The organism is Streptomyces sp. SCA2-17, assembly GCF_044336695.1.
This window is the reverse complement of sequence record NZ_CP117521.1, coordinates 6,691,743-6,713,862: the sequence shown is the minus strand read 5'-3', so window position 1 is coordinate 6,713,862 and position 22,120 is coordinate 6,691,743. Positions and strand designations below refer to the sequence as shown.

The 22,120-nt window shown below is 70.8% G+C and carries 22 protein-coding genes; 15 read left to right on the top strand and 7 right to left on the bottom strand.

Translation table 11 applies throughout. From position 1 onward, the window contains the following. The first annotated feature begins 70 nt into the window (after window positions 1-70). Window positions 71-520, top strand: coding sequence for a nitroreductase family deazaflavin-dependent oxidoreductase (locus PS271_RS29865; RefSeq protein WP_398386194.1), 450 nt, complete (start codon window positions 71-73; stop codon window positions 518-520). An 80-nt stretch (window positions 521-600) separates the two neighbouring features. Then, on the top strand, window positions 601-2,136 hold the full coding sequence (locus PS271_RS29860) for an amino acid permease (RefSeq protein WP_398386192.1): 1,536 nt from the start codon (window positions 601-603) through the stop codon (window positions 2,134-2,136). Between the two features lie 29 nt (window positions 2,137-2,165). On the opposite strand, the gene PS271_RS29855 is transcribed toward PS271_RS29860, so the two are convergent. The 3 genes from PS271_RS29855 to PS271_RS29845 form a co-directional block, all read right to left on the bottom strand. Next, window positions 2,166-3,047: a methyltransferase domain-containing protein gene (locus tag PS271_RS29855; protein ID WP_398386191.1), complete on the bottom strand. Its 882-nt coding sequence runs from the start codon at window positions 3,045-3,047 to the stop codon at window positions 2,166-2,168. A gap of 115 nt (window positions 3,048-3,162) precedes the next feature. Beyond that, window positions 3,163-3,627: a hypothetical protein gene (locus tag PS271_RS29850; RefSeq protein WP_398386189.1), complete on the bottom strand. Its 465-nt coding sequence runs from the start codon at window positions 3,625-3,627 to the stop codon at window positions 3,163-3,165. 38 nt (window positions 3,628-3,665) lie between these two features. Beyond that, window positions 3,666-4,223, bottom strand: coding sequence for a hypothetical protein (locus tag PS271_RS29845; protein WP_398386188.1), 558 nt, complete (start codon window positions 4,221-4,223; stop codon window positions 3,666-3,668). Window positions 4,224-4,294: 71 nt separating this feature from the next. On the opposite strand from PS271_RS29845, the gene PS271_RS29840 reads away from it, so the two are divergent. Both PS271_RS29840 and PS271_RS29835 read left to right on the top strand, forming a co-directional pair. Continuing rightward, window positions 4,295-5,452, top strand: a complete 1,158-nt coding sequence (locus tag PS271_RS29840; protein WP_398386186.1) for an AI-2E family transporter — start codon at window positions 4,295-4,297, stop codon at window positions 5,450-5,452. Window positions 5,453-5,707: 255 nt separating this feature from the next. After that, window positions 5,708-6,442: a dienelactone hydrolase family protein gene (locus PS271_RS29835; RefSeq protein ID WP_398386185.1), complete on the top strand. Its 735-nt coding sequence runs from the start codon at window positions 5,708-5,710 to the stop codon at window positions 6,440-6,442. A 105-nt stretch (window positions 6,443-6,547) separates the two neighbouring features. Here the strand turns inward: PS271_RS29835 and PS271_RS29830 are convergent, their stop codons facing one another. Continuing rightward, window positions 6,548-7,069 (bottom strand): DUF1360 domain-containing protein, encoded by a 522-nt coding sequence (locus tag PS271_RS29830; protein WP_398386183.1) that lies wholly within the window; start codon window positions 7,067-7,069, stop codon window positions 6,548-6,550. A 140-nt stretch (window positions 7,070-7,209) separates the two neighbouring features. Here PS271_RS29830 and PS271_RS29825 point away from each other — a divergent pair, with 140 nt between their 5' ends. From PS271_RS29825 to PS271_RS29815, 3 genes are all read left to right on the top strand, one after another. After that, window positions 7,210-8,703, top strand: a complete 1,494-nt coding sequence (locus PS271_RS29825; protein ID WP_398386182.1) for an aminotransferase class I/II-fold pyridoxal phosphate-dependent enzyme — start codon at window positions 7,210-7,212, stop codon at window positions 8,701-8,703. Between the two features lie 167 nt (window positions 8,704-8,870). Then, window positions 8,871-9,536 (top strand): HemK2/MTQ2 family protein methyltransferase, encoded by a 666-nt coding sequence (locus PS271_RS29820; RefSeq protein WP_398386181.1) that lies wholly within the window; start codon window positions 8,871-8,873, stop codon window positions 9,534-9,536. Window positions 9,537-9,660: 124 nt separating this feature from the next. Then, on the top strand, window positions 9,661-9,804 hold the full coding sequence (locus PS271_RS29815; RefSeq protein WP_398387118.1) for a CDGSH iron-sulfur domain-containing protein: 144 nt from the start codon (window positions 9,661-9,663) through the stop codon (window positions 9,802-9,804). Here the strand turns inward: PS271_RS29815 and PS271_RS29810 are convergent. After that, window positions 9,781-10,761, bottom strand: a complete 981-nt coding sequence (locus PS271_RS29810) for an iron-containing redox enzyme family protein (RefSeq protein ID WP_398386180.1) — start codon at window positions 10,759-10,761, stop codon at window positions 9,781-9,783. The genes PS271_RS29815 and PS271_RS29810 overlap by 24 nt on opposite strands. A gap of 184 nt (window positions 10,762-10,945) precedes the next feature. On the opposite strand from PS271_RS29810, the gene PS271_RS29805 reads away from it, so the two are divergent. The 3 genes from PS271_RS29805 to PS271_RS29795 all read left to right on the top strand — a co-directional run bounded on the left by PS271_RS29805 (window position 10,946) and on the right by PS271_RS29795 (window position 15,624). Continuing rightward, window positions 10,946-13,426, top strand: coding sequence for a molybdopterin oxidoreductase family protein (locus PS271_RS29805; protein ID WP_398386178.1), 2,481 nt, complete (start codon window positions 10,946-10,948; stop codon window positions 13,424-13,426). Continuing rightward, window positions 13,423-13,917: a hypothetical protein gene (locus tag PS271_RS29800; protein WP_398386177.1), complete on the top strand. Its 495-nt coding sequence runs from the start codon at window positions 13,423-13,425 to the stop codon at window positions 13,915-13,917. The genes PS271_RS29805 and PS271_RS29800 overlap by 4 nt, the downstream gene beginning before the upstream one ends. Window positions 13,918-14,094: 177 nt before the next feature. Further along, a complete protein-coding gene (locus PS271_RS29795) occupies window positions 14,095-15,624 on the top strand; it encodes a M1 family metallopeptidase (protein WP_398386175.1) in 1,530 nt (509 codons plus the stop codon). Between the two features lie 11 nt (window positions 15,625-15,635). Here the strand turns inward: PS271_RS29795 and sigJ are convergent, their stop codons facing one another. After that, on the bottom strand, window positions 15,636-16,580 hold the full coding sequence (gene sigJ, locus PS271_RS29790) for an RNA polymerase sigma factor SigJ (protein WP_398387116.1): 945 nt from the start codon (window positions 16,578-16,580) through the stop codon (window positions 15,636-15,638). A gap of 100 nt (window positions 16,581-16,680) precedes the next feature. Here sigJ and PS271_RS29785 point away from each other — a divergent pair, with 100 nt between their 5' ends. After that, the gene (locus tag PS271_RS29785) at window positions 16,681-17,067 is read left to right on the top strand and encodes a hypothetical protein (protein WP_398386173.1); all 387 of its coding nucleotides are present in this window, start codon (window positions 16,681-16,683) and stop codon (window positions 17,065-17,067) included. Window positions 17,068-17,345: 278 nt separating this feature from the next. On the opposite strand, the gene PS271_RS29780 is transcribed toward PS271_RS29785, so the two are convergent. Continuing rightward, the gene (locus PS271_RS29780) at window positions 17,346-17,945 is read right to left on the bottom strand and encodes a TetR/AcrR family transcriptional regulator (RefSeq protein ID WP_398386172.1); all 600 of its coding nucleotides are present in this window, start codon (window positions 17,943-17,945) and stop codon (window positions 17,346-17,348) included. 86 nt (window positions 17,946-18,031) lie between these two features. On the opposite strand from PS271_RS29780, the gene PS271_RS29775 reads away from it, so the two are divergent. The 4 genes from PS271_RS29775 (at window position 18,032) to PS271_RS29760 (ending at window position 22,116) form a co-directional block, all read left to right on the top strand. After that, complete coding sequence (locus PS271_RS29775) at window positions 18,032-18,424, top strand: DUF4345 domain-containing protein (protein ID WP_398386171.1); 393 nt, start codon at window positions 18,032-18,034, stop codon at window positions 18,422-18,424. Window positions 18,425-18,655: 231 nt separating this feature from the next. Further along, window positions 18,656-19,567 (top strand): class A beta-lactamase, encoded by a 912-nt coding sequence (bla, locus tag PS271_RS29770; RefSeq protein ID WP_398386170.1) that lies wholly within the window; start codon window positions 18,656-18,658, stop codon window positions 19,565-19,567. A gap of 122 nt (window positions 19,568-19,689) precedes the next feature. Further along, entirely contained in the window at window positions 19,690-20,559 is an 870-nt protein-coding gene (locus PS271_RS29765; RefSeq protein WP_398386168.1) for an alpha/beta fold hydrolase, read from the top strand. 363 nt (window positions 20,560-20,922) lie between these two features. Continuing rightward, window positions 20,923-22,116 carry an NAD(P)/FAD-dependent oxidoreductase gene (locus PS271_RS29760; protein ID WP_398386167.1) on the top strand — a complete coding sequence of 398 codons (1,194 nt, stop codon included), beginning with the start codon at window positions 20,923-20,925 and terminating at the stop codon, window positions 22,114-22,116. Window positions 22,117-22,120: the final 4 nt, after the last annotated feature.

Below are 22,120 nucleotides of genomic sequence, written 5' to 3'. Positions count from 1 at the left end.
TGACAATGAATCCGCGCGGTGTCTGTGGGGAATTGCAACATCATCCGTAGGCGACGACAGGATGGACGCCATGCCTCTTGAAGGCGAGTACGAGCCGGGTCCGGCGCAGTGGGTGCGCGAACAGGTGGAGTTGTACGAAAGCTCGGGCGGCACGCGGGGGACGACGCTCTGGGACACGGGACTGCCCGTCGTCATTCTCACGATGCGCGGCGCGAAGAGCGGCAAGATCCGCAAGATCCCGCTGATGCGCGTGGAGCACGAGGGGCAGTACGCGGCCGTGGCCTCGAAGGGCGGCTTCCCGAGTCACCCTGTCTGGTACTTCAACCTCAAGGCCGACCCGCGCGTGGAACTCCAGGACGGGCCCGTACGCCGGGACATGACGGCCCGCGAGATCACGGGGGACGAGAAGGCCGAGTGGTGGGAGCGCGCGGTCGCCGCGTATCCGCCGTACGCCGAATACCAGGAGAAGACCGACCGGGTGATCCCCGTCTTCGTGCTGGAGGCGGCGACCGGGAGCTGACGTGTGACCCCGGGCGCCCTGCCCGGCGGCCGAGGGGCGGCCTCTGCGGACCGATGCGGATGCGGATGCGGAGAATCTCAATGCGTACATCAGCACATGCACCATGGCAGCGGGACGACGACGAGCGCAGACTCGAAGAGCTTGGCTACACCCAGCAACTGCACCGGCGCATGGGCGCCTTCGGTAACTTCTCCGCTTCCCTGTCGGTCATCTCCATCATGTCCGGGACGCTGCTGCTTTTCGGCTACGGCCTGAACAGCGGCGGGCCCGCGGTGGTGGTGTGGGGGTGGCTCGCCGTGGGGCCGCTGGTGCTGTGCCTGGCCGCGGCGCTGGCCGAGATCACCTCCCGCTATCCCACCAGCGGCGGCCTGTACTACATGGCCCGCCGGCTCGGCGGTGAGCGGTGGAGCTGGTACACCGGCTGGCTCAACCTTCTGGGGCTGCTCGGCGGGATCGCGGCCCAGGACTACGGCATCGCGACGTTCACCGGCGCCTGGGCGAACCTGCAGTTCGGCTACGAACCGACGCCGGGATCCCTGCTGGCCCTCTACGCGGTCATCCTCGTGCTGCACGCGGTCATGAATCTCTTCGGCACCCGGCTGATGAACGTCCTGGCCTCCCTGAGCGCGTGGTGGCACCTGGCCGGGGCCGTCGTCATCATCGGCGCCCTGGCTCTCGTCCCCTCGCACCACCAGCCGGCCGGCTTCGTGTTCTCCGAGTTCACCAACAACACCGGCTGGCCGAGCCCCGTGTACGTGATCCTGCTGGGCATGCTGCTGCCGTGCTTCGCCTTGGCCGGCTACGACACCTCGGCCCACTTGAGCGAGGAGACCAGTGGCGCCTCCGTGGCCGCGGCGCGCGGCATCGTCCGCTCGGTGGCGGTGTCCTGGATCGCCGGCGGCATCCTGCTGGTCGCCCTGCTGTTCGCCGTCCAGGACTACTCCGGGACGCTGGGCAGCGAGACCGGGGTGCCGGTGGCGCAGATCTTCCTGGACGCTCTGGGCGTGGCGACGGCGAAGGCGTTCATGCTGGTGATCATCGTTGCGCAGTTCCTGTGCGGCTACACCGTCACCGCCTCCGCCAGCCGCATGATCTACGCCTTCGCCCGGGACGGTGCCCTGCCCGGCTCGGCGCGCTGGCAGAAGGTCAACCGCCGTACGGCCGTGCCGGCCAACGCTGTCCGGCTCGCCGTCGGTGCCGCCTTCGTGCTGGCCCTGCCGTCCCTGTATTCCGCCACGGCGTTCTCGGCGGTGACCGCGATTTCCGTCGTGGGCTTCACCCCGGCCTACGCCATCCCGGTGCTGCTGCGACTGCGCCACCGGGACCGTTTCACCCCCGGGCCCTGGCACCTGGGCCGCTGGAGCCGGCCGATCGGCTGGGTGGCAGTGCTCTGGGCAGGCGGGGCATCAGTGCTGTTCCTGCTGCCGCAGTCCAGCCCGGTCACTCCCACGACCTTCAACTACACGCCCGCCGCCTTGCTGGCGGCCCTCGTCATGGCCGCCGTGTGGTGGCGGATCGGACGCCGTTCCTACGGCGTGCCCCGCTCCAGCACGGCGAACGCCCACGATCAGAGCAGCGGGGATGATCATGGGGCGTCGAGCACCTGCGCGACCTGACCGGCCTGGATCCGCACCTGACCGAGTGCCTACGGGTGTTCGGCCGGACGGCGTCCCCAGGCCGAGATCAGCGGCGCGAGCGTCAGGTCGAGTTCGCCCGCGTCGATGGCGGCCAGGTGCGCGTCGATCTCGGCGTCGTCGGCCAGGCCGGCCGCGAGCAACTCACCGCGCACGTGCCGGATCGTCGCCGCCTCCAGCCGGTCGCAGGCCGGCCCGCCGACCGGGAAGAAGCCCGCCGCGGCGACATCCACCAGACCGGCCTCACGCAATGCCCGCGGCAGTGTCCGGCCGTAGCGCAGGTCCGCGCCGCGGCGCGTCAGCAGCTCCCGGACCGCGTCGCGCAGCCGGTTGGCCCGCCGCTGCGCGGGGCCGCTGTCGTCCAGGCATGCCAGTGGCTGCAGAGCGGTATCGGCGTCCTCGACCAGGAGCCGGCCGCCGGGCCGTAGCGCTGCCACCATCGTGGCCAACGCGCGGGCCCGGTCGGGTATATGGACCAGCACGAGCCGGGCGTGCACCAGATCGAAGGTCCCCGGCTCCGGGGGCGGATCAGCGGCGACGTCGTGCCGGCGCACCTCGTACCCGTCGCCTGCCTCCAGCCACGACGGGTCGATGTCCGTGGCCAGCACGTGCCCGGTCGGACCGACGGCCGCCGCGAGGGCCTCCGGGATACCGGGGCCACCGGCCCCCACTTCCCAGCAGCGCGAGCCGGCCCCCACCCCCAGTCGGTCGAAGTGCCCGCGCGTCACACCGTCGAACAGCTCGGCGAGCTGGACGAATCGCTCGCCCGCCTCGGCGCGCGCGTTGTCCAGCAGATACCCGCGGGCGGGAGAGGACTCTCCGCCGAGCGCGGTAGTCCCGTCTATCGGATCCGGTCGGCCACCGACGCGCGGCGGGCGGGGTGAGGAGGTCATGACCACATGGTCGACCTCCCCGGGCGTCCAGCGCCACGACGGCGGGAGAGGGACGCCTCACACAGCCGGCGCACCCCGCACGTCCTCGGTCACGATGCAAAGCCGGGACTGGTTTTCAGGTGCTGAGCAGGCGGTTGAAGAACGACCTGTAGCGGCGCAAGGCCTTGCGGAGGTCCTCGGTGTCCGCCTGCTCGCCCTTGCTCCACTGCCCTTCGAGGTCGTGCTTGTGTTCGGCGAAGGTGGTGGCCAGGGTTTGCATGACCTCAGCGACCAGGGCGTCGGCGGCGTGTACGGCCTCTCTGGGGTCGTCCACGAATCTGCTCTGGACCTCCTGCCAGCGTTCGCGGTAGTCCTCCTCGTCCTCCGCCGGCAGGAGCGGCGGAGTCTCCTCCTCGTCTGTGGCGGTGTCCGCGGCCCGGGGCTCGGCCCGGTCATCCAGTGGTTCGGTGGCCTCGCCCGGGAAGGCGGGAACGCCTGACGGCGGTTCTTCCGGGGTGTCGGCCGGCCCTTCGGAAGCGCGAGCGAGGTCCTCGGTGGACAGGCCGCTTTCCATGGGGTCCGGCGTGTCGTTGCTGTGCATGGTTCCTCCGTCCCGTCTGCCTGCGGCGTTCGGGTCGTTCAGGCCCGGGCGTGCTGTGCTTGCCCGCCGTCGGAGAGCAGTTCGTCGAACAGGGCCCGGTAGTGCACCATGGCGCCCCGCAGCTGCTCCGTGGTGGCCTTGCTCCGGACGCTGAGTGTTTCGATCTCGTGAGCGGCCCGGTAGTGCTCGAGAGTGCGGCCGTGTTCGACCGAGAGGTCCTTGAGTTGCTGTTCGAATCCCTCTGTCGGATAGCCGCGCTCGTGCATCAGTGAGACGACCAAGTGGTCCGCGTCGTGCACGGCGTCCTCCGGCCGGTCCACGAACTCCTGCTGCACGCTGCTCCACTCCCGGGTGTAGCGGTCCCGTGCGGCGTCGGGCAGTGGCTTGATGTCCAGCTCGTCGTGGCGCTTCTCGCGGGCTCTGAGCTCGCGCTCACCGGCCCGCTTGCTGTCAGCGCCCTCGACCGTCCGGTCGTATTCCGGGCCGAAGCGCTCGCGGAGGCGACGGCGCCGGGTGATCAGCACGGCGCCCGCCGCGACCAGGGCGACCACCACGACGATCGGGATGATGATCTCCAGAAGTGTCCCTGTTGACATGGAGCCGCACCTCCCTGTGCGTGCCGGTTAACCACCATTCTATGTACATATGCCATGCTATTTCGAGGTCGATGATCACTCGGCTGTGGAGCGGTGGAAGGGCGGAAGCGCTGGCCGGGAAGGGTTTCGAACACGGCAGTGCGGCGTCCGGCGGTGCCGCGGACGTCCCGCGGCAGCCGCGTGGCGGGCACGGCTTCCGGGTACGGCCGACGTCGTCGTGGTTCGCCACCGCGTTCAGCGTCGGCCTGGGGCTGACCCTGGCCTACACGCTGCTGGAGACCGTGCTGCGGATCAGCGGGATCCTCACCCTCCTGCTGCTCGCGCTGTTCGTGGCGATCAGCCTGGAGCCGGTGGTGGCGTGGCTGGCGCGACGCCGGCTCGGCCGGGGCCCCGCGGTGACCGTCGTCGTCATCGGCCTGCTCGCCCTACTGGCCGGTTTCCTGGCGCTCGTCGTTCCCGTGATCTCCAACGAGATCTCCGCCTTCGTCGAGGCCGTGCCGGAGTGGCTCAAGCAGCTCCACGACCACCACTCCACCCTCGGCCGCCTGGAGGACCGCTACCACCTGGTGTCCAGGGCCCGCGAGCAGCTCGGATCGGGCGCCGGCCAGGCGTTGATCGGGGGGCTGCTCGGCGCGGGCCAGATCGTCATCAGCGCCGTGACCGGCACGGCCTTGGTGGTCGTGGTGACCATTTACCTCATGGTGGGCATGGAGCAGTTGAAGCGCTTCGCCTACCGCTTCGTCCCGCTCAGCCGGCGGGCCGGTGTGGTCGATCTCAGCGAGAGGATCTTGCTGCGGGTCGGACGGTACATGCTGGGCAATGTGATCACGTCGGCGATCGCGGGCCTGGCCACGTTCCTGTGGTGCGTGGGCCTGGACGTGCCGTACGCGGCGGTCCTCGGCATGTTCGTCGCCCTGATGGACATGGTGCCGGTGGTCGGCTCGACCATCGGCGGCGTGGTGGTCAGCCTGGTCGCTCTGGCGGTGTCCTTCCCCGTGGCCCTGGGCACGGCGGGTTTCTACATCGGCTTCCGGCTGGCCGAGGACTACCTGATCATGCCGAGGGCCATGACGTACGCCGTCAACGTGCATCCCATCGTCACCGTCGTCGCCGTCGTGGTCGGCGGCGCGCTGCTGGGAGTCATCGGTGCGCTCATCGCCATCCCTGTCGCGGCCGGCCTCGGCATCGTGCTGGAGGAGTCCGTCTTCCCACGGATCGGCGCGATGTGAGGGTGGCCGGGCTCCGGCGGCGGGCGGCGGGTTCCTCTCTCTCCCCTCCCCCGGTCCCCAGGACTGCGTGGGGATGCGCAAAAACCCGTTGGGCGGACCACGGTGACCCCTGCTAACCTTCCGGAGGCCGTGCGAGAGAACGAGGAGGTGGTACCCGTGAACGCAGTATCGACATGGGTGCTCTCCTCCGGGGTCACGGTCGGGCGATAGGTCGTCCGGGAGCGCCGTTCAAAAGCACTCCCGAAAGGCACGACCATGCACTTCACTTCTGAACAGCACCTCGGCGACGGCGTTCTCGAGCGCGAATTCACCCTCGGCGAGATCCCCGGCGTCCTGTGGACGCCCGCATCCGCATCCGCCCCGGTGCCGCTGATCCTTCTCGGCACCCCCCCGCTCGGACTGCACAAGATGTACCCGCGGCTGGTGGCCCGGGCCCGGCGCGCCGTGGCGGACGGCTTCGCCGCGGCCACCATCGAGCTCCCCGGAAGCGGCGACCGGCCCCGTTGGGCCGCGGCAGAGCAGGCCCGCGCCGACCTGCGCCGGGCTATGGAGGCCGGCGAGCCGGTCAGCGACGAGATCATCGACGCCCTCGTCCTGCCGCTCGTCGACAAGGCGGTCCCCGAATGGCAGGCCGCCCTGGATGCTCTCCTGTCGCTGCCCGGGATCGGCGGCCCGGTCGGATACTCGGGGGGAATCATCTCCATCGGTGTTCGCCTCGCGGTGGTCGAGCCGCGCATCGTGGCCGCCGCACTCTACGCCGGGAGTTTCATACCTCGCGCCATACTCGAAGAGGCCCGCCAGGTCACCCTTCCCCTGCACGTCCTGTTGCAGTGGGACGACGAAGGCAACGACCGGCAGGCGGCCCTGGACCTGTTCGACGCCTTCGGCTCCGAGGAAAAAACCCTCCACGCCAATATGGGCGGGCACACCGGCGTCCCGCAGTTCGCGGGGGACGCCGCGGCCCAGTTCTTCACCCGGCATCTGAAATGAGGTCAGGCCGTCAGGCCCCCACCGGGCGGTAGGCCGTGCCGGCCAGGATACTGAGCCCACGCCGTGGGGCACCCGGCCCGCGCCTTCGGGACCTTCGGGCGTGGGTCACTTGAGTGCGTCGTATCCGATCTGGAGGAGGTCGGCGGCGGAGATGACGGTCATGCCGCCGGCCACCCACCGCGTCGTCACGGGCAACAGCAGCAGACCGGCGACACCGGCCGTGGCCACCCACTGGGTCAGGCAGAAGGGGCAGGTCAGGAGTTCGCCGACGGCATGGCGCACGGGTCCCGGCCGCGGGGCTTCGGTGACCTCGCCGGGACCGGCGGGCTCCTGGTAGGTGACGAAGGGCGCCCGTAGCGGGGAGAGCACGGAGTCCTTGGCGAGCATCCGGCTGAGGCGGAACGTGGCGACCGAGAGCAGGGCGAGATCGGCCGCGGAAGGCCGTGCGGGCGTGGTACGGCGCCTGACCGCTGCGATTCCCACGGCAGACGCGGTCAGTGCCGCGTACCCGCCGAGCAGCACCGTATAGCCCAGCAAGGGACGTCCTTCCCCGGCTTCGTCGGTGCCCTGCTCGTAGCTTCGCCGCACCCGGGTCCACCAGCTGCCGTTCCGCTGTGACCGTTGCACGGCGTCCTCCCTGTCGTCCTCCGGTCGGCTTCCCGCCTCCGTATGCCCCTGCCCTTCGAAGTTATGGCAGCTTCCCGCGAGCCGCCCGACGAGCCGGGCGGGCCCTGTTTCCCCGCTACCTGGCGGGGAACCGGAGTCCCATGGACCACGCCTCCCCGGACCATTCCCGTGCCCCCGTGCTGGACGCCCTCGCCGATTACCACGCCACCGAGCAGACACCGTTCACACCTCCGGGCCACAAACAGGGCCGCGGCGCCGACCCACGGGTGCGGGAGGCGCTGGGGGACGCGGTGTTCATGAGCGACGTCCTGGCCACCAGCGGGCTGGACGACCGGACCTCCTCGCACCGCGTTCTCGAACGGGCCCAGGCGCTGATGGCCGATGCCGTGGGTGCCGAGCACACCTTCTTCTCCACCTGCGGCAGCTCCCTCTCCGTCAAGGCGGCCATGCTCGCCGTCGCCGGGCCGCACGAGGAACTGATCATCGGGCGCGACGCCCACAAGTCGGTCGTCTCCGGACTCGTGCTCGCCGGCATCAGGCCCGTCTGGGTGGATCCCCAGTGGGATCCCGGCCTGCACCTGGCCCACCCACCGTCCGCACAGGCATTTGAGGAGGCCTTCGACAGGCACCCCGATGCCCGCGGGGCCCTCGTCACCAGCCCCACCCCGTACGGCACCTGTGCCGCGCTCGCCGACATCGCGGCCGTCTGTCACCGCCGTGGCAAACCGCTCGTCGTCGACGAGGCGTGGGGCGCCCATCTGCCGTTCCACCCGGACCTGCCGGCCTGGGCCATGGACGCCGGAGCGGATGTCTGCGTCACGTCGGTGCACAAGATGGGCTCCGGGCTGGAACAGAGCTCCGTCTTCCATCTTCAGGGTGACCGCATCGGCGCGAACGCCCTCAAGGCATGTGCAGACCTCCTCGGCACCACCAGCCCCTCCGTCCTCGTCTATGCGGCACTCGACGGCTGGCGCCGGCAGATGGCCGAGCACGGCCGGGCCCTCTACAGCGACGCCCTCGCCCTCGCCGGACGGCTGCGCGCGCAGATCGAGGACATCGACGGCATGCACGTGCACGACCGCGCCGACTTCTGCGCCCCCGGACGCGCCGCCGACCTCGACCCCCTGCAGATCATCATCGACGTGTCCGGCCTGGGCACGACCGGCTACCGGGCCGGGGACTGGCTCCGCGAACACCACCGGATCAACCTGCACGTGTGCGACCACCGCCGCATCAGCGCCCAGCTCACCCACGCAGACGACACACTGACCACGGGCCGGCTGCTCACCGCCCTCCGAGACCTGTCCCGGCACGCCCGCGCCCTGCGCACCGACGTACGGGTAGAGGTTCCCGACCCGGCGGAGCTTCGCCTGGAGCAGGTGATGCTGCCGCGCGACGCGTTCTTCGGCCGCACCGAGCTCGTGCCCCGGGACGAAGCCGCCGGCCGCGTCGCGGCGGAGATGCTGACCCCCTACCCGCCCGGTATCCCCGCAGCCTTGCCGGGCGAGCGGCTCGGCACGGAAGTGCTGCGCTATCTGCGCACGGGGGTGGAGGCCGGCATGCTGATCCCCGACGCGGCGGACCCGACGATGAAGAGCGTGAAAGTGGTCGTAAGGCCCGCCGAGGACGCCTGATGCGGAGGGGTTGTTTCGGCCCGGTGGCCGGGGGAACCCGGCCAGAGCGGAAGGGTCCGTTCACCGCTCCCCCGGCGAGAGGAAGTGCCCACTGCGAGAGGAAGTGCTTCCTGCGGGAGCAACACCGCTTTCCGTACCGTCCCGGACTCCTCTGAGGGGGGGCGCACATGATTCTCCCCGGGGTCTACGTGCCGCAGGAGGACACGCGCCTGCTGCGGCACGCCCTGCGGCGCGAACCCCTCCGGCCCGGCGCCCGTGTGCTCGACGTGGGCACGGGCAGTGGTGTGCTGGCCGTTGAGGCGGCGCTTCTGGGGGCCGCGGACGTCACCGCCGTGGACGTGTCCCGCAGAGCGTTGCTCACCGCACGGTTCAACGGCTTCCTGGCCCACCGCCGTATCCGTACGCTGCGCGGTGACCTGCTGGCCCCCGTGGCGGGGCGGAGCTTCGACCTGGTGCTCGCGAATCCGCCGTACCTGCCGTCCCCTCCCGCCGGGGGCGGGCTCGGTGGGCGCACGGTCCCGGCTCCCGGGCGCCGTGCCCGGAAGCACGACGCGGGCGAGGACGGCCGGGAGGTCGTCGACCGGCTGTGCGCCGGTGTGCCGGGGCTGTTGCGCCCTTCCGGGGTGCTGCTGATGGTGCACTCGGCGCTGTGCGACGTGGAGCGCACCCGTACGCTCCTGGCGGCTGCGGGACTTGCGGTGCGGGTGGCCGATCGTGCCCTGGTACCCCTGGGGCCCGTGCTGCGGTCGCGGGCGGGGTGGCTGCGCGAGCGGGGGCTGCTCGGTCCGGGGCAGGACAAGGAGGAACTGGTGGTGATCCGTGCCCAGCGCTGAGGAGTGCTCCGCGGAACCGCCCGTGCGCCCGCCGCCGAAGGAAGCGCGCCGTGTGCGATGGAGGCCCGGCGAGCCCCTGCTGGTCGAGGGGCCGGTGGAGGTCGAGGGTGAGGACGGCACGCTCATGAGGTCGGACCGGCCCGTGGTGGCGTTGTGCATGTGCCGCCGCAGCCGTTCCTTCCCGTGGTGCGACACGAGCCACCGTGCCCCCGCACCGGTGGACCGTCCGAGCCGGCAGCGGGACTCAGGACAGGGGAACACGCAGTGAGCTGCGGTCCGCCCCCCAGGCACGCAGCACGTGCGCGGCGAGCCGGTCCTCCAGCCACAGCGTTGCCGCGATCCCGAAGGCGGTGTCGGCGGCCAAGTGGGGTTCGCGGTGGAGCAGGTCGCCCACCAGATCGTGGCGCACGAGCTGTTCGTGGACGGCGTCCGCCTCGACGTGCTCCGTGTAGAAGGCGAGGGCGGCCGGGCCCTCGCCGAGCCGCTCCATGGCCTCGACGAGCCGCCGGGAAGCCGGTGGGGACGTGCATTCCAGCACGGCGAAGTGCCCCACCAAGGCGCCGCGCCGGGCACGGTGCAGGCCGAACAGCGACATCAGGTTGACCGTCGCCAGCGTGGCGGCCGGCACGGCGTCCAGGTAGTGGCCGTAGGAGTCGTCGAGACCGAGGTCGCGCATCAGCGCGGCGTAGAGCTCCGCGTGCACGCGGTCGGCCCGCCCGGCACCGAACTCCTCGTACTCGACGGCCACGAGAGCCGCCTTGGCCCGGCCGGTCAGCCGGGGAATCATCCACGCGTGCGGATCGGCCTCCTTGAGCTGGTACAGCGAGCGGTGCACGGCGTACTCCCGCAGGTGCCACGGCCGGCCCTCGTCCCGGAGGAAGTGGGTGAGCGTCCGCGCGTCGGGCGGCTCGTGCACGAGGCATTCCAGCGCCGCCCCCGCATCGTCCCCGGACGGCACGTCGGCCCGCAGGGCCGCCAGGAACCGGTCCTCGAGCGCCCGGCGCAGGCGCAGCAGGTCCGGGTCCCACTCCCAGACGTCACGGACGCCGGGCAGGCCCCGGTAGTGGAGCTCGTAGCAGAGGTGGAGCGCCAGCTGGAGGTCGTCACCGTACGCGGCCGCCCGGTCGGCCAGGGAGACGGGCGGCACGGGGACCCTGCCGGGCTCCTGCGCGAGGCACCGCACGAGTCCGGCCGTGAGCTCCCCCCGGTCCGGTGGCAAAGGCACGGTTGACGGGTTCCCCTTCCGAGGCCTTCTAACCGGTGGTGCGTACCCCGCCTTGGTGCTGCACACCCGCTAGGGGGCAGCACGCACTCGTAGGCACTGTCCCAGGGCTTTGCGGGTGAGGCGTGCCGGAGCGTCATGCCGGATCCGCGTCCGGGAACGGCGGATCTGGTAGAGGTGTGGGGCTGTGGAAGCTTCGACGGACCGGATCGCAGAGCCCTGGGGCCCGCGTACGCCGTACGAGCCGGGCAGTCCCTGGCCGGTCCGCGTCGACACGCACCTGCGGGCGGGGACGGAACCCGGCGGCGTCGAGCGGTGGGTGCAGTCGGCGTCGGTCCTGCACTCGAACGGTGACGCGATGGACATCGCCGTGGCGGCGAACAGCATCGTGGGAGTACGGGGGCGTGCCGGAGACCGGGTCAACCGCGGCCGGCTCGGCCCCAAGGACCTCTTCGGCTGGCAGGCCAACGCGTCGCCGGACCGGCTCACGCGGCCGCTGGTGCGCGAGGGCGGACGGCTCGTGGGTTCCGACTGGAACACGGCCATGGGCCGGGTCGTGGCCCGGTCGAAGGAGCACCTGGAGCGGTCCGGCCCGGGGGCGATCGGCTTCTACACCAGTGGCCAGCTGTTCCTGGAGGAGTACTACACCCTTGCGGTGATCGCGCGGGCGGGCATCGGCACCAACCATCTGGACGGCAACACCCGCCTGTGCACCGCAACCGCGGCGGAGGCGCTGAAGGAGACGTTCGGCTGCGACGGCCAGCCGGGCTCCTACGCGGACGTTGATGACGCCGACGTCATCGCGCTGTTCGGGCACAACATGGCCGAGACGCAGCCGGTGCTGTGGATGCGGGTCCTGGACCGGCTCGCCGGAAGCGCACCGCCCCGCCTCGTCTGCGTGGACCCCCGGCCCACCCCCGTCGCCCGGCAGGCCACGGTCCATCTGGCGCCCCGTCCGGGAACCAACGTCGCGCTGCTCAACGCCCTGTTGCACGAGATCATCCGGGCCGGCCGGGTCGACGAGGCGTACGTGCGGGCGCACACGGTGGGCTTCGACGAGCTGGCGGCCCGCGTGGAGGAGTGCGACCCCGCGTGGGCGGCGCGCATCTGCGACGTACCGGCCCCGGAGATCGAGCGCGCCGCAGAGGTCATCGGCGGTGCCGAGCGGCTGCTGTCAACCGTCTTGCAGGGGGTCTACCAGTCGCACCAGGCCACCGCCGCGGCCGTACAGGTCAACAACCTGCACCTGCTCCGCGGCATGCTGGGCCGCCCCGGCTGCGGCGTGCTCCAGATGAACGGCCAGCCCACCGCGCAGAACACCCGCGAGTGCGGCGCCGACGGCGACCTGCCGGGCTTCCGGAACTGGCAGAACGACGCGCACGTCGCCGACCTGGCAAAGGTGTGGAACGTGACGCCGGAGACCATCCCGCACTACGCGCCGCCCACCCACGCCATGCAGATCTTCCGCTACGCGGAGCAGGGTTCGGTCCGGATGCTGTGGATCAGCGGCACCAACCCTGCCGTCTCCCTGCCCGAACTCGCCCGCATCCGGAAGATCCTCACCCAGGAGCGGCTGTTCGTCGTCGTCCAGGACCTGTTCCTGACGGAGACCGCCCAGCTCGCCGACGTCGTGCTGCCCGCCGCCGCATGGGGCGAGAAGACCGGCACCTTCACCAACGCCGACCGCACGGTGCACCTGTCGGAGAAGGCCGTCGACCCACCCGGCGAGGCCCGGCCCGACCTGGACGTCTTCCTCGACTACGCCGCCCGCATGGGCTTCCGCGACAAGGACGGCGGGCCGCTGATCACCTGGCACGACCCGGAATCCTCCTTCGAGGCGTGGAAACGGTGCAGCGCCGGCCGCCCCTGCGACTACACCGGCCTGACCTACGGGAAGCTGCGCGGCGGCAGCGGCGTCCAGTGGCCCTGCAACGAGCAGGCCCCCGACGGCACCGAACGCCTCTACGCCGGCGGCGCCGGCTGGGCCCACCCCGACACCTGCGAGAGCTACGGCAAGGATCTGGTGACCGGCGCCTCCGTCGAGCCGGTCGAGTACCGCTCCCTCAACCCCGACGGCAAGGCCGTCATCAAAGCCGCCGCGTACCTGCCCCCGCACGAGGACACCTCGCCCGGCTACCCGCTGCGGCTCATCACCGGTCGCACCCTCTACCACTTCCACACCCGTACGAAGACCGGCCGCGCCCCGCAACTGAACGCCGCCGCCCCCGGCATGTGGGCGGAACTCTCCACGGCCGAGGCCGTGGCACACGGACTCGGCGAGGGCGACCACGTGGAGGTGACCACCGCGCGCGGTGCCGTCCGCTGCCGTCTGCGCGTCACGGCCATGCGCGACGGCACGGTCTTCCTGCCCTTCCACTACGGCTACTGGGACACGCCCGAGGGCAACCACCCGCCCGAGGGGCGCGGGCGCGCGGCGAACGAGACGACCGTCACCGACTGGGACCCGGTCTCCAAACAGCCCCTGTTCAAGACCGGCGCCGCGCGCGTGACGCTCGTCGCGCGCGGGGACGGCACACCCGCGCCGGCACCGACGACGACCGCATCCGCACCGGCCGCGCCCGGCCGCGTTCCCGCCACGGCCGGCGGCCCGGAAGCGTACGCACTCCACACCACGGCCGCAGCCGCCTCCGAGGAGGGCCGGCCGTGAAAGGCATCGCCTGGACGCTGTACGCACTGCACCACGGTGAGCTGGGTCTGGCGGAAGACCTGCTCGCCGTGGCCGAACGCCACCGCGCCGAGCACGAGATCCGCCACGTCGCCACCGACCTCGCCCGCTGGTCCCGCGAGCATGCGGCCCGGCTCGCCGGCATCGCCCCGCACTACGGTCGCGACCTCACCGGGCCGGCAGGCTCCTCGGCCCACAGCGTCGCGGCCACGGTGCGCGCGAAGACCGCCGAAGACCGCGACCGCCGCCCCGAACCGGGGCTCCTCCTCCTGCACGACCTCCGCGCCCTCTACCTCTCCGCCTCCGACAACTCGATCCACTGGGAGATGCTCGCCCAAGCCGCGCAAGCCACGCGCGACGGCCGGCTCCTGAACGCCGCGTCCTCCTGCCACCCGCAGACCCTGCGGCAGGTCCGCTGGGCCAACACCATGATCAAGAATTTTGCGCCGCAGTTGCTTCCCAGCGCCGGCTGACGAGTGCACCCTGACGACGCAGGCTTGTGATGCACGCGTCATAGGCCACCGCGCACACGGCCCGCGTCGTCACGGTCAGCGGTCGGCCCCGCATCCGTCCTGTTCGCCCTTCCCGCATGTGTGTTCCCTTCGTAGGCTGCGCAGAACCGATCTTGCCTACGAATGGGGAACGATCACATGCGTCGCGGGTTAACGACTCTCACCAGCGCTGCCGCCGCCTGTCTGCTGCTCGCCGTCCCGGCCTCGGCCGCGGCCCCCACGCCGGGTGCGGCCGGTATCGGGGACCCCTACTACCCCGACGCCGGCAACGGCGGCTACGACGTCTCGCACTACGACCTCCGGCTGAAGTACCAGCCGCGGACGGACCGTCTGGACGGGACGGCGACCCTCCTCGCCACCGCCACCCAGGACCTGAGCCGCTTCAACCTCGACTTCCTCCTCGACGTCGACGAGATCCTGGTCAACGGGAAGAAAGCGGCCTTCGCCCGGTCCGGCGCGCACGAGCTGGAGGTCACGCCGGCCAAGGCCCTGGAGCGGGGCAGTCCGCTCACGGTCGTCGTCCGCTACGGCGGCAGGCCTTCGGAGAAGGAGGTCAACGGCAATGCGGCCTGGCACCCCACCCCGGACGGTGCGGTGGTCGTGGGCGAACCGTCGTCGGCACCGTGGTGGTATCCCAGCAACGACCACCCGGCCGACAAGGCCACCTACGACATTTCCGTCGCCGTGCCGGACGGGCTGCAGGCGATCAGCAACGGCGTCCTCGCCTCGAAGGCCTCGAAGCTGGGCTGGACGCGCTACAACTGGCGCTCGACCCGGCCGCAGGCCGGCTACCTGAGCACGCTCGCCATCGGCAAGTTCGACATCACCGAGGGCACCACCGCAAGCGGCATCCCGGTCATCAACGCCTACAGCAAGGATCTCGGCGACAACCTCGCCCCGGCGAAGGCCAGCCTGGAGCGCACCGGCGAGGTCGTCGACTGGGCGAGCTCCCTCTTCGGGCCCTACCCCTTCACGGTGGCAGGTGGTTTCGTGCCGAACGTGCCGGGCCGCGGCGCCATCGAGACACAGACGAGACCGTTCTACACACCCCGGATGTTCGAGTACGGCGCGTTCGTCGACGTTGTCGTGCACGAGATCGCGCACCAGTGGTTCGGCAACAGCGTCTCGGTGCGCGGCTGGAGCGACATCTGGCTGAGCGAGGGCTTCGCGACGTACGCCCAGTGGCTGTGGTCGGAGAAGGAGGGTGAGGGCACCGCCCAGGAACTCGCCGACTACGCCTACGCCTCCCTTCCGGCCGACGACCCGTTCTGGCAGGTGAAGCCCGCCGACCCGGGCGCGGACCACCCGATGCACTACGCCGTGTACCAGCGTGGGGCCATGGCCCTGCAGGCGCTGCGCAACCGGATCGGTGACAAGGACTTCTTCGCCGTCCTCAAACAGTGGCAGCAGGAGCAGCGGTACGGCAACGCCTCGGTGCAGGACTTCGTACGCCTCTCGGAGCGGCTCTCCGGCAAGCCGCTGCAAGCGCTCTTCGACGCCTGGCTGTTCACCCCGTCGAAGCCGGCGCCAATGCCCGGAGCGGGCGGCAGCGGCGCGCCCTCACTTGCGGAGTCATCCCGGCCTCAGGCGGGAATCCCGGTTCCTCAGCCGAAGTCCTGGAAGCGGATCCGAGCAGCGGCGCAGCATTGCGGGACGATCGCGCGCTGAGGCGACGGGCGTCAGCCGGCCTCCCGCGCCCACGGTCGTAGCTTCTGCGGGTTGCGGATCGCCCAGATCCGGGTGACGCGGCCGCCGGAGACGTCGAACGAGGCCACGGTCATGACGACGCCGTCACGCCGGGCCACCAGGCCCGGCGCCCCGTTGACCGAACGTTGCACGAGGTTGAGTCCGGAGGCCTTGTCGGCGATGGCGATCAGGTACTGGGCGATGCGCGCGCCGCCCTCGACGGGGCGCAAGATGCTGCTGGCGATGCCGCCGCCGTCGGCGGTCATGACGGCAGCGGGGTCGAGGAGGCCGACGAGGGCCGCGATGTCCTTGGTCTCCCATGCCTCTTTGACCTGTCTGACCACGTCCGCGTGGCCGGCCGCCGGCACCGGGGCGCGCGCGGTCCTCACCCGGCGGCGGGCGGAGGCCGCCAGTTGCTTGCAGGCCGCAGGGGTGCGCCGGAGGACGTCGGCGATCTCGGCGAAGGGATACCGGAAGACGTCGTGCAGGACGAAGGCGACCCGCTCGGCGGGCGTCATCGTCTCCAGGACGACGAGGAAGGCCATGGTCACCGACTCGTCCAGAACGATCTGGTCGGCGGGGTCCGCATGCCCGGCGGCCCCGGCGCCGGGACCGGAACCGGAACCGGGACCGCCCGGATGGTCCCACTCGGTGCGGTCGGGCAGCGGCTCGGGCAGCCACGCCCCGGCATAGTGTTCACGGCGGGCCCGCGCCGAGCCGAGCAGGTCCAGGCAGATGCGGCCGGTCACGGTCGTCAGCCAGGCGCCGGGAGAGAGGACCTCCTCCTGCCGGCTCGGCGGCAGCCCGTACCAGCGGGCATAGGCATCCTGCACGGCATCCTCGGCCTCGGTCACCGAACCGAGCAACCGGTAAGCGACATTGATCAGCCGCCGCCGCTCACCGGCTATCCCGTCCGCACCAGTCCTGGCAGTCCCCATGTGTCCGATCGCCCCCATCGCCTTACCTTTCGCAGGCCTGCGTCGTCGCACTGGTGGGACCTTATCGACCCCTGCCCGGGGACGGAGAGAGGACAGTGACATGGCCACAGAGGTGACGCCTGAGCCGACGACGGCGACGAACGCACGGCGCGGCTCCACCTTCCTACAGATCACGCTCGTCCTACAGACCCTCACCATCTTCCTTCAGGCGGTCTCCGCCGGACTGCTGCTGTCCTCCTCCTACGGGCAGACGCTGCACAGTGTCGGAGCCCGGGTGATGTACGGGGCGTCGATGCTGTACGTGCTCGCGGCGGTGCTGGCCTGGAAGCCGGGTGGCGGCTCGCCCCGGCCCATCTGGCACGCGTCGGGATTCCTCGTACTCGCCTCGGTCCAGGTCGTGCTCGGCATCGCGCACGTCCCCTCGGTCCATCTCCCCCTCGGTGTCCTGATGTTCGGCCTGAGCGTGCTGGCTGTCGCCCGGCGCTAGGGTCCAGGCCGGGGTTTGAGCGGATCCGGGCGGGCTCCGGCGAGGCGGCCGCCGCCGCGGCGCTGGGACGGCAGCCGGTGCTGCGCTGTGTCCCGCAGACCGTCTCCGCAGCTCATCGCCGGTTTCCCGGTCTGCTTTGCAGAGGGGCAACAGGGAAACTCTGGACTTCCGTCAGTGCTGGGGAGTGAGCTGTCGGTCGGAGCCGGAAGACCGGATTCGGCCTCGTGCCGGGGTCACGGCGCGGCGACGGCGCGGCTTTGTGAGTGCGCCGCGCGCTTCTACTGGGGTGCGGGGTCGGTGGGGAGGAGGGGACGGATGGCACCGAGGACGGAGCCGACGCATACGTCGCGGAGTTCGGTGCGGGTGCAGGTTTCGTTGGTGAGCCAGTCGACGACGAGTATCCGGACGAAGACGAGCCAGCTCTTGAGGACTTGGGAGACGGCCTCGCGGGCGGTGTCGTCCGCGACGGGGAGGACGCTCAGCAGACGGGCGCGGATGACGTCGAGTTCGTTCGCGCTGATCGTCTGGATGAGGGGGTCGCCGGCGAGGACGCGGTTGCCGGCGAGGATGGTGTTGCGGTTCGCGATGAAGTAGTCGAGGTGGGCGTCCATGCCCTCGATGAGCTGCTCGATGAGGTTGCCGTCGGGGTCGAACCGGCTCTTGGCGAGCAGTTGGTCGGCCGCCTCCTGGTAGATGGCCGCGAAGAGGTCACGCTTGCTGGGGAAGTGCTGGTAGAGCAGTGCGCGGGACACGCCTGCCTGCGTGGCGACGTCCTCCATCAGCACCTCTTCGTAGGGGCGGGCGGCGAAGAGCTGCGCGCCTACGGCGAGGAGTTGGGCGCGGCGGTCGGCGGGGGTCAGGCGCTGGCGGGGCGGCATGAAGGAAGTTTACTTGACACGCGTCTACTAACGGCCGCTACGCTAGTAGACACGTGTCCATTACATGGGGGGCGGTGGGTCGGAGCATGGCCAGGACTCTGCGGGTGCTCGTATGGGCGATGGGAATCGCATGCGTGGCGATCGGGCTGTACCACGTGGCACTGGGGAACGCAGCGGTACCGGGCGCCGAGGACGCGGGCGCGACTGTCGACAGCTTCGGCCGGTTCATGGGCGCGATCCTCGCCGGGTACGGGCTGGCTTGGCTGTGGGCCGCCCGGCAGTCGCCGATCCCGGCGGTGGCGGTGCGGCTGCTGACCGGGATATTCCTGCTGGGTGGGCTCAGCAGGGTGCTGTCGATCGCGGTGGAGGGCCGGCCGCACGGGTTCCAGGTGCTGCTGATGGTGATCGAACTCGCCCTGCCTCTCGTGTACTTCTGGATCGCGGGCGCGGAGGAGCGGATGGTGCGAGCCCGGGTCTGAGCCGTTCCGCCGTCTCGGGGGAACGGCGGAACGGTTCAGACCTGGGCTCGGCTCGCACCGCCGGCCGGCGGGTGCCAGTGGCTGCTGCTTCGTCCGCGGGCCGTATACCGGCGACCGCCCGCGGACCACGGGGGCGGACCTTAGATGCGCGCAGATGACCGCAAAGCTTCTTACCGGTGACCATCACGACGCTTTCGACTGGTACGCCGATGCCGAAGAGAGAGAGCCATCATGAGTGCACCACGCACCGGGCTTACGCGCCGCAGACTTCTCACCCTTGGCGCCGCAATGGCAGCGGCTACCGGCGTCGCAGGCGGCGGTTCATCGTTCGCTGCCCCGCCGGAGAACCGGAGGGACGTCGAGGGACGCTTACGCGCCCTCGAGCAGGAACACGGTGCCCGGCTGGGAGTGTTTGCCCACAACACCGTCACAGGCAGGACCGTGACACATAGGGCGGATGAACGTTTCCCTATGTTGTCCGTGTTCAAGCCACTCGCTGCGGCGGCGGTCCTCAGGGACCTGGACCGGAACGGCGAGTTCCTTGCCCGGCGCATCCGGTACACGCAGGCGGACCTGGTCGACAACTCCGACATCACGAAGAATCACCTGTCCGAGGGCATGACCGTCGAGGAGCTCTGTGACGCCGCAATCCGCTTCAGCGACAACACCGCGGGCAACCTGCTGCTCCGCCGGCTCGGCGGGCCGACTGCGATCACACGCTTCTGCCGTTCCCTCGGTGACACCACAACCCGCCTGGACCGGTGGGAGCCGGAGCTGAACTCCTCCGAGCCCTGGCGCGTGGAGGACACCACCAGCCCACGTGCCATCGCGCGGACATACGCACACCTCACCCTCGGCACCGCGCTCGACCAGCGCGACCGGGAACGGCTCACCACATGGCTGCTCAACAACACCACCAGCACCCACCGCTTCCGTGAAGGCCTGCCCAAGGACTGGGCCGTCGCCGACAAAACTGGTGCCGCGGTCGACTACGGCACCAACAACGACGTCGGCGTCGCCTGGCTCCCGGACCGCTCGCCGGTCGTACTGGCCGTCCTCACCACCAAGCACGACCTCAAGGCCGAGCCCGACAATCCACTGATCGTGAAGACCGCCGAGCTCCTGGCCAGGGCACTCACTTGACGACACGTCGAAGGACGGCGCGGGCCCTGCACCGAGGTGTTGCCGGGCGAGCGCCCGGGCCAGGAGCCCGGCGGTCTGCATGATCAGGTGTTCCAGCGGAACAGTCTTTCAAGGAGGGTTCGATGCCGGGTATCGAGTTGTCATCCGGGCCGATCGACTACCAGGACACCGGCGGTGACGGACCGGTCCTCGTCTTCGGCCACGGCGTGCCGATGGACGGCGCGCAGTGGCGCAAGGTGGTGCCCCTCCTGGACGGGTATCGCTGCATCCTGCCGACGCTGCCCCTGGGAGGCCACCGCCGGCCGATGGATCCCGACGCCGACCTCTCGCACCGCGGTGTCGCACGACTGCTGGGCGAGTTCATCGAGCGGCTGGGGCTGGAAGACGTGACCCTTGTCCTCAACGACTGGGGTGGCGGCCAGTTCCTCGTCCTGGAGGAGCAGGGCCGAAGAGTCGCCCGGCTCGTATTGGTGGCTTGCGAGGCGTTCGACAACTACCCCCCGAAACCGGCCAAGGCACTGGCCGCCGTGTGCCGGATCCCCGGCGGCCTCCGGCTCCTGACCCAGCTGATGCGCATCCCCGCGGTCCGTTCCCACCCCAAGGGGTACGGCGGGATGAGCCGCCGTGGCATCCCGGACGAGATCATGAAGAACTGGTTCGCTCCGGCGACCGGGAGCAAAGCCATCCGCCGGGACTTCGCCAAGTTCGCCACCTCGGCACCCGACCGCGAGACGCTGCTCGACTGGAGCCGGCAGCTGAGCGGTTTCGACCGCCCGGTCCTGGTCGTCTGGGCCACCGAGGACCCCCTGATGCCGCGTGAACACGGTCCCCGGCTGGCCGAGCTGTACCCGAAGGGACGGCTGATCGAGATCGCCGACTCATCCACCCTCATCCCCGAGGACCAGCCGGAAAAACTCGCTGCCGCCCTCAAGGAGTTCCTGCGCGCGACCGAAGCAACTCCTCCTGCCGGCGCACCATTTGAAAGCAGGTAACGTGGGGAGCGTGTCGGAGCCCGGCTCACGCCCCCAACGGCCGGCCCATGCGGATCAACCCGGCCCATGCGGATCAACGGTGGAGCCACCGGCGGATCGCGGCGACTACGCACACTCCCCTTGCCGCATCTCCTCCCCCTAGCCAGAACGCTGAGGCCACGCCGGCTGCCGCAGGATGCCCTGCGGCAGCTGAACCGCGGGCATCCGGGTCCGGCTGGGCGGCCAACGATCAGACGGTGACGCCGACCGGTAGTGGCCATCAAGATCCGTAGCCGATCGGTGACCCGCGTCACACCCGAACCCTGTCAGCAATCGGGGCGCCGTCTCGTTCAAGGGGCACGCGAACGAGACAGGAGCAACGCCATGAAGCACCGCATCGCCGTCCTCGGCGCCGGATACGCCGGGGCCTTCGCCGCCGGAAACCTGGCCCGCCGGCTCTCCCCCGCCGACACCGAGATCACCGTCGTCAACGACGCGCCCGACTTCGTTGAGCGGATGCGGCTCCATCAGCTCGCGACCGGCCAGGGCCTCGCGCCCCGCAAGCTCGCCGACGTATTCGCGGGCACCGGGGTGCGGCTGCGCTTGGCGCGTGTCACCGGCCTCGACCCCGAGCGCAGGACCGTCGCCGTGACCGGCGAGGACGGCGACGGCGAGCTCGCGTACGACACGCTTCTCTACGCGCTCGGCAGCTCCGTCGCCCACCATGGCGTCCCCGGCGTGGCCGAGTACGCCTTCGACGTGGCCGGCCGGTGCTCGGCGCTGCGCCTGCGCGAGCGCCTGGCCGGCCTGGGCGAGGGCGGCACCGTGCTGGTCGTCGGTGAGGGGCTGACCGGCATCGAGGCCGCCACCGAGTTCGCCGAGTCCCGGCCCGACCTCTCGGTCGCGCTCGCCGCCCGCGGCGAGCTGGGCGCCTGGCTCTCCCCGAAGGCCCGCCGTCACCTGCGCCAGGCCTTCGACCGGTTCGGCATCACCGTCCATGAGCACACCGGCATCGAGGCGGTCGAGCCGACGCGGGCGATCGCCGCCGGCGGCAGGTCCATCCCGGCCGACGTGACCGTGTGGTCGGCCGGGTTCGCCGTGCCCCCCATCGCGGCCGCCGGCGGCCTGGAGGTCGCCGAGAGCGGCCGGATCGTCGTCGACCGCACCATGCGCTCGGTCTCGCACCCGGACGTCTACGCCGCCGGTGACTGCGCCTACGCGATCGGCGAGAACGGCCGGCCGCTGCCGATGTCCTGTGCGTCGGCCGGCTTGACCAACATGCAGGCGACCGCCGCGATCATCGCGCGCCTGACGGGCAGTGAGGTCCCGGCCACCGGCCTGAAGTACTACGGCAACCACATCAGCCTCGGGCGGCGGGACGCGATCTTCCAGATGGTGGACGAGGACGTCCGGTCCAAGTCCTGGTACCTGGGCGGCCGGACCGCCGCGCGGCTCAAGTCGGGCGTACTCAAGGGAGCCGGCTGGGGCATCGACCACCCCACCTTCGGCATGCCGAAGCGCAAGCGCCGCCTGGCCACCGCGCCTGACCGGGCCGGTGTGAGTGTCGTCGCCGCATAGGGCA

Coding starts and splice junctions, on each gene's coding strand:
- bla (WP_398386170.1), top strand. CDS start 18,656: ATGAGTGCACCACGCACCGGGCTTACGCGCCGCAGACTTCTCACCCTT.
- PS271_RS29825 (WP_398386182.1), top strand. CDS start 7,210: ATGGACCACGCCTCCCCGGACCATTCCCGTGCCCCCGTGCTGGACGCC.
- PS271_RS29785 (WP_398386173.1), top strand. CDS start 16,681: ATGGCCACAGAGGTGACGCCTGAGCCGACGACGGCGACGAACGCACGG.
- PS271_RS29855 (WP_398386191.1), bottom strand. CDS start 3,047: ATGACCTCCTCACCCCGCCCGCCGCGCGTCGGTGGCCGACCGGATCCG.
- PS271_RS29820 (WP_398386181.1), top strand. CDS start 8,871: ATGATTCTCCCCGGGGTCTACGTGCCGCAGGAGGACACGCGCCTGCTG.
- PS271_RS29865 (WP_398386194.1), top strand. CDS start 71: ATGCCTCTTGAAGGCGAGTACGAGCCGGGTCCGGCGCAGTGGGTGCGC.
- PS271_RS29775 (WP_398386171.1), top strand. CDS start 18,032: ATGGCCAGGACTCTGCGGGTGCTCGTATGGGCGATGGGAATCGCATGC.
- PS271_RS29760 (WP_398386167.1), top strand. CDS start 20,923: ATGAAGCACCGCATCGCCGTCCTCGGCGCCGGATACGCCGGGGCCTTC.
- PS271_RS29780 (WP_398386172.1), bottom strand. CDS start 17,945: ATGCCGCCCCGCCAGCGCCTGACCCCCGCCGACCGCCGCGCCCAACTC.
- PS271_RS29815 (WP_398387118.1), top strand. CDS start 9,661: ATGAGGTCGGACCGGCCCGTGGTGGCGTTGTGCATGTGCCGCCGCAGC.
- sigJ (WP_398387116.1), bottom strand. CDS start 16,580: ATGGGGACTGCCAGGACTGGTGCGGACGGGATAGCCGGTGAGCGGCGG.
- PS271_RS29850 (WP_398386189.1), bottom strand. CDS start 3,627: ATGCACAGCAACGACACGCCGGACCCCATGGAAAGCGGCCTGTCCACC.
- PS271_RS29765 (WP_398386168.1), top strand. CDS start 19,690: ATGCCGGGTATCGAGTTGTCATCCGGGCCGATCGACTACCAGGACACC.
- PS271_RS29795 (WP_398386175.1), top strand. CDS start 14,095: ATGCGTCGCGGGTTAACGACTCTCACCAGCGCTGCCGCCGCCTGTCTG.
- PS271_RS29860 (WP_398386192.1), top strand. CDS start 601: ATGCGTACATCAGCACATGCACCATGGCAGCGGGACGACGACGAGCGC.
- PS271_RS29840 (WP_398386186.1), top strand. CDS start 4,295: ATGATCACTCGGCTGTGGAGCGGTGGAAGGGCGGAAGCGCTGGCCGGG.
- PS271_RS29835 (WP_398386185.1), top strand. CDS start 5,708: ATGCACTTCACTTCTGAACAGCACCTCGGCGACGGCGTTCTCGAGCGC.
- PS271_RS29845 (WP_398386188.1), bottom strand. CDS start 4,223: ATGTCAACAGGGACACTTCTGGAGATCATCATCCCGATCGTCGTGGTG.